The organism is Symbiobacterium sp., assembly GCF_040797425.1.
Classification (GTDB): Bacteria; Bacillota; Sulfobacillia; order Symbiobacteriales; family Symbiobacteriaceae; genus Symbiobacterium.
Map to the genome: position 1 here is coordinate 1 of NZ_JBFNEH010000107.1, position 3543 is coordinate 3543.

Here is a 3543-nt window from a genome sequence, read left to right on the forward strand (position 1 = left end):
GGGGCGCGAATCACCATCGGCACCGACCAGGCGCCGTTGGAGCGATAGCGCATCTTGGCCGCCTCGGAGACGATCTGGTTCATGGCCGGGAAGATGAAGTCTGCGAACTGGATCTCGCAGACCGGCTTGGTGCCGTAGAGCGCCGCCCCGATGCCCACCCCCACGATGGCTGACTCGGCGAGCGGCGAGTCCTGCACCCGCTCCGGGCCGAACTCGTCGTAAAGCCCCAGGGTGGCGCCAAACACGCCGCCCTTCTTGCCCACGTCCTCCCCCACGATCCAGACGTCGGGATCGCGCCGCATCTCGGCCCGCAGCGTCTCGCGGATGGCCTCCACCAGGTTCATGACCGCCATGGCCTACCCCTCCTTGTACACGTGGCGCAGTGCGTCTTCCGGAGCGGCGTAGGGCTGGGCCTCGGCCCACTCGGTGGCGTCATCCACCGCGGCCGCCACCCGGCGCTCCAGCGCCTCCTCGCCCGCCTCGTCCAGCAGCCGGTGCTCCCGCAGGTAGGTGCGGATGCGCACGAGGGGGTCGCGCTCCCGCACTGCTGCAATCTCCTCGGGCGTGCGGTAGCGCCGCTGGTCGTCGTCCGACGAGTGCGAGGTGAGCCGAATGCAGCGCGCCTCGATCAGCGTGGGCCCCTCGCCGCGCCGTGCGCGCTCGTGGGCGGCCTTCACCGCCTCGTAGACGGCCAGCAGATCCGTGCCGTCCACCTCGATGCCCGGGAAGCCGTAGCCCTGGCCGCGGGCCGCCACCGAACCGCCGGCCACCTGCCGGTCCAGCGGCACCGAAATGGCGTACTCGTTGTTCTGCACCAGGAAAATCACGGGGAGCTTGTGCAGCCCGGCCCAGTTCAGGGCCTCGTGGAAGTCGCCCTGGTTGGACGAGCCCTCGCCGCAGGCGGTGTAGACCACCACGTCGTCACCCCGCATCCGGGCCGCCTGGGCGATGCCCACCGCGTGGAGCAGCTGGGTGGTGACGGGGCTGGAGCCCGACACGATGTTCAGCCGCCGGTGCCCCCAGTGCGACGGCATCTGCCGGCCGCCCGAGGCCGGGTCGGCCCCCCGGGCGAAGGCGCTCAGCATCACCTCCCGGGGGGTCACCCCCGCCACGAGGTTGACGCCCAGGTCGCGGTAATAGGGGACGAACCAGTCCTGCCGCGGGCGGAAGGCGTAGGCCGCCCCCACCTGTGCGGCCTCCTGCCCCTGCGGCGAGATGACGAACGGGATCTTGCCCGACCGCTGCAAGAGCCAGAGCCGTTCGTCCAGCCGCCGGGTGAGCAGCATGTAGTAGAACATGTCGACCACCTGCTCCCCGGTCAGGCCCAGAGCGGTGTGACGGGCCGTCGTCGCCTCCATCATGCTCTCCCCTCCTCTGTAAGTCACCTCCGGCGCCGGGCGCTCACAGGTGGATGGCTCGCCCCTCCACCGCCATTGCCGCCTCGCCGAAGATCTCCGCGAGGGCCGGGTGGGGCCGGAGCACCTGGCCGACCTCCCAGGCCGTGGCGTTGAGCAGCATCGCCAGCCCGGCCTCCGCGATGAGGTTGGTGGCCTCCGGACCGATGACGTGCACCCCCAGCACGTCGCCCGTGCGCGCGTCGGCCACGATCTTGGCAAAGCCGTCCACGGAGCCCTCGACCAGGGCCTTGCCGATGCCCCGCCAGGGGAACTTGCCCACCCGCACCGGGTAGCCCAGGGCGCGGGCCTGCGACTCGGTGTACCCCACGGAGGCCACCTCCGGCCGGGTGTACACGCACCGGGGCACCCGCTCCGGCGCGAAAGGCTCCGGCGACCGCCCGGCGATGTGCTCCATGGCGATGACCCCCTGGTGGGCCGCCACGTGGGCCAGGCCGCCGCCGGCCACGTCGCCGATCGCGTAGATGGCCGGGTCGCCGGTCCGGCCGAAGCCGTCCACCTGGATAAAACCGGCCCGGTCGTACTCCACCTGCTCCCGGTTCTCCAAGCCGAAGCCGCGGGTGACCGGCTCCCGCCCCACGGCCAGGAGCAGCGCCGCGGCGGTGAACTCCCGGACCTCCTCTCCCACCCGGGCCTGCAGCCGTACCCGGCCGCCCTCCACCCGCACCGACCCGGGCTCCACCCGCGCCCCGGTGACGATCGCCACCTCGCGCCGGGTCATCAGCCTATGCAGTTCGGCAGCCACCTCGTCATCCTCGGCGGGCAGGATGCGGTCCAGGAACTCCAGCACGGTCACCCGCACCCCGAAGTCGGCGTAGAGGCTTGCCCACTCCATGCCGATCGGCCCCGCGCCCAGGATGAGCACCGACTCGGGCAGGTCGGGCCGGGCGAGCGCGTCGTCGGAGGTCATGACGTATGTACCGTCCACGGGGATGGAGAGGGTCTTGGGTTGCGAGCCGGTGGCGATGATCACCTTGCCGAACTCCAGCAGTTCCTGCCGGTCGCCCGCCGTCACCGACACGAGGCCGTTCGGCGAGAAGATCGAGGGCGGAACCAGCGCACCGAAGCCGTGGAAGACGGTGACGCCGTTCTTCCGGAGCAGCCCCTGCACGCCCTTGTGCAGGCTCTCGACGACCTTCGCCGTGCGCGCCCGCACGCCGGCGAAGTCGAGGGACACCCCCTCCGCCTGAATGCCGAACTCCGTCGACCGGCGCATGGCGTGCAGCAACTCTGCGCTGCGCAGGTAGGACTTGGTGGGGATGCAGCCCCGGTGCAGGCAGGTGCCGCCCACCCTGTCCCGCTCCACCAGGGCCACCTTCAGCCCCAGCTGGGCGCCGCGGATGGCCGCGACGTACCCGCCGGTCCCTCCTCCCAACACCACCACATCGTAGGCGTGAGACATGGCGGACAGAGCCTCCCCTCGCTGGCCCTGTTTGAGCCAAACGTACGAATTGTCATATGCAACTTCCGTGCCATCGAGTCGCACTGGCAGCAATCCCCCGGGCGCCGGCCTGTGTCTGCACTTGCTTGCAACACCTTGCAATCAGGTGCAGGCAGGGGCGTGCAGGGGCACCGCGGCCACAGCGGGGGTCCCTCGACCGCCGCAGGACCGCCACTGTGGCAGCCACGGTTCCCCCAGTCGCCGCAGGGCCACCTCTCGCGGTGTCAGTGGGTGCTGGTGCATGTCGCCATAGATCTAGTCAATTAGTCGCATTTGTTAGATCAATTAGTACGATCTCAAGGTGCGTGCTATGGTGATTTTGGTAGCACTTTTGTACTAACGGGGCTCACCGCCCCGCCGCGGGAGGTTTGAGGAAGCCGTGAAGGCGAAGGTGGCGATCAACGGCTTCGGGCGCATCGGCCGCATGGTCTGCCGCAGGCTGCTGGGCCACCCTCACCTGGAAGTGGCGGCCGTCAACGCCTCGTACGACGCTCGCACCCTGGCCCATCTGCTCAGGTACGACACGGTGCACGGGAAGCTCGGCGCCCGGGTGGAAGCGGGCGAGGGCGAGATCCGGGTGGACGGGCACCCGATCCGACTGGTGTCGCAGCGGGATCCGTCCAGGCTCCCCTGGCGGGAACTGGGCATCGACATCGTGATCGAGGCCACGGGCAAGCACAAGGAGCG

General features: G+C 70.1%; 3 protein-coding genes and 1 pseudogene. 1 reads left to right on the forward strand and 3 read right to left on the reverse strand.

Annotated features, from left to right (window positions below; all coding sequences use genetic code 11):
- The 3 genes and pseudogenes from AB2385_RS16715 to lpdA all read right to left on the reverse strand — a co-directional run.
- Nucleotides 1-353 (reverse strand): annotated as a pseudogene (locus AB2385_RS16715) (alpha-ketoacid dehydrogenase subunit beta); the annotation flags it as partial.
- Nucleotides 354-356: 3 nt separating this feature from the next.
- Entirely contained in the window at nt 357-1361 is a 1005-nt protein-coding gene (locus tag AB2385_RS16720; protein ID WP_367656149.1) for a thiamine pyrophosphate-dependent dehydrogenase E1 component subunit alpha, read from the reverse strand.
- A 40-nt stretch (nt 1362-1401) separates the two neighbouring features.
- Nucleotides 1402-2817, reverse strand: coding sequence for a dihydrolipoyl dehydrogenase (gene lpdA / locus AB2385_RS16725; RefSeq protein WP_367656150.1), 1416 nt, complete (start codon nt 2815-2817; stop codon nt 1402-1404).
- Between the two features lie 418 nt (nt 2818-3235).
- On the opposite strand from lpdA, the gene AB2385_RS16730 reads away from it, so the two are divergent.
- The coding region (locus tag AB2385_RS16730; RefSeq protein WP_367656151.1) for a glyceraldehyde 3-phosphate dehydrogenase NAD-binding domain-containing protein at nt 3236-3543 on the forward strand (308 nt) is incomplete at its 3' end.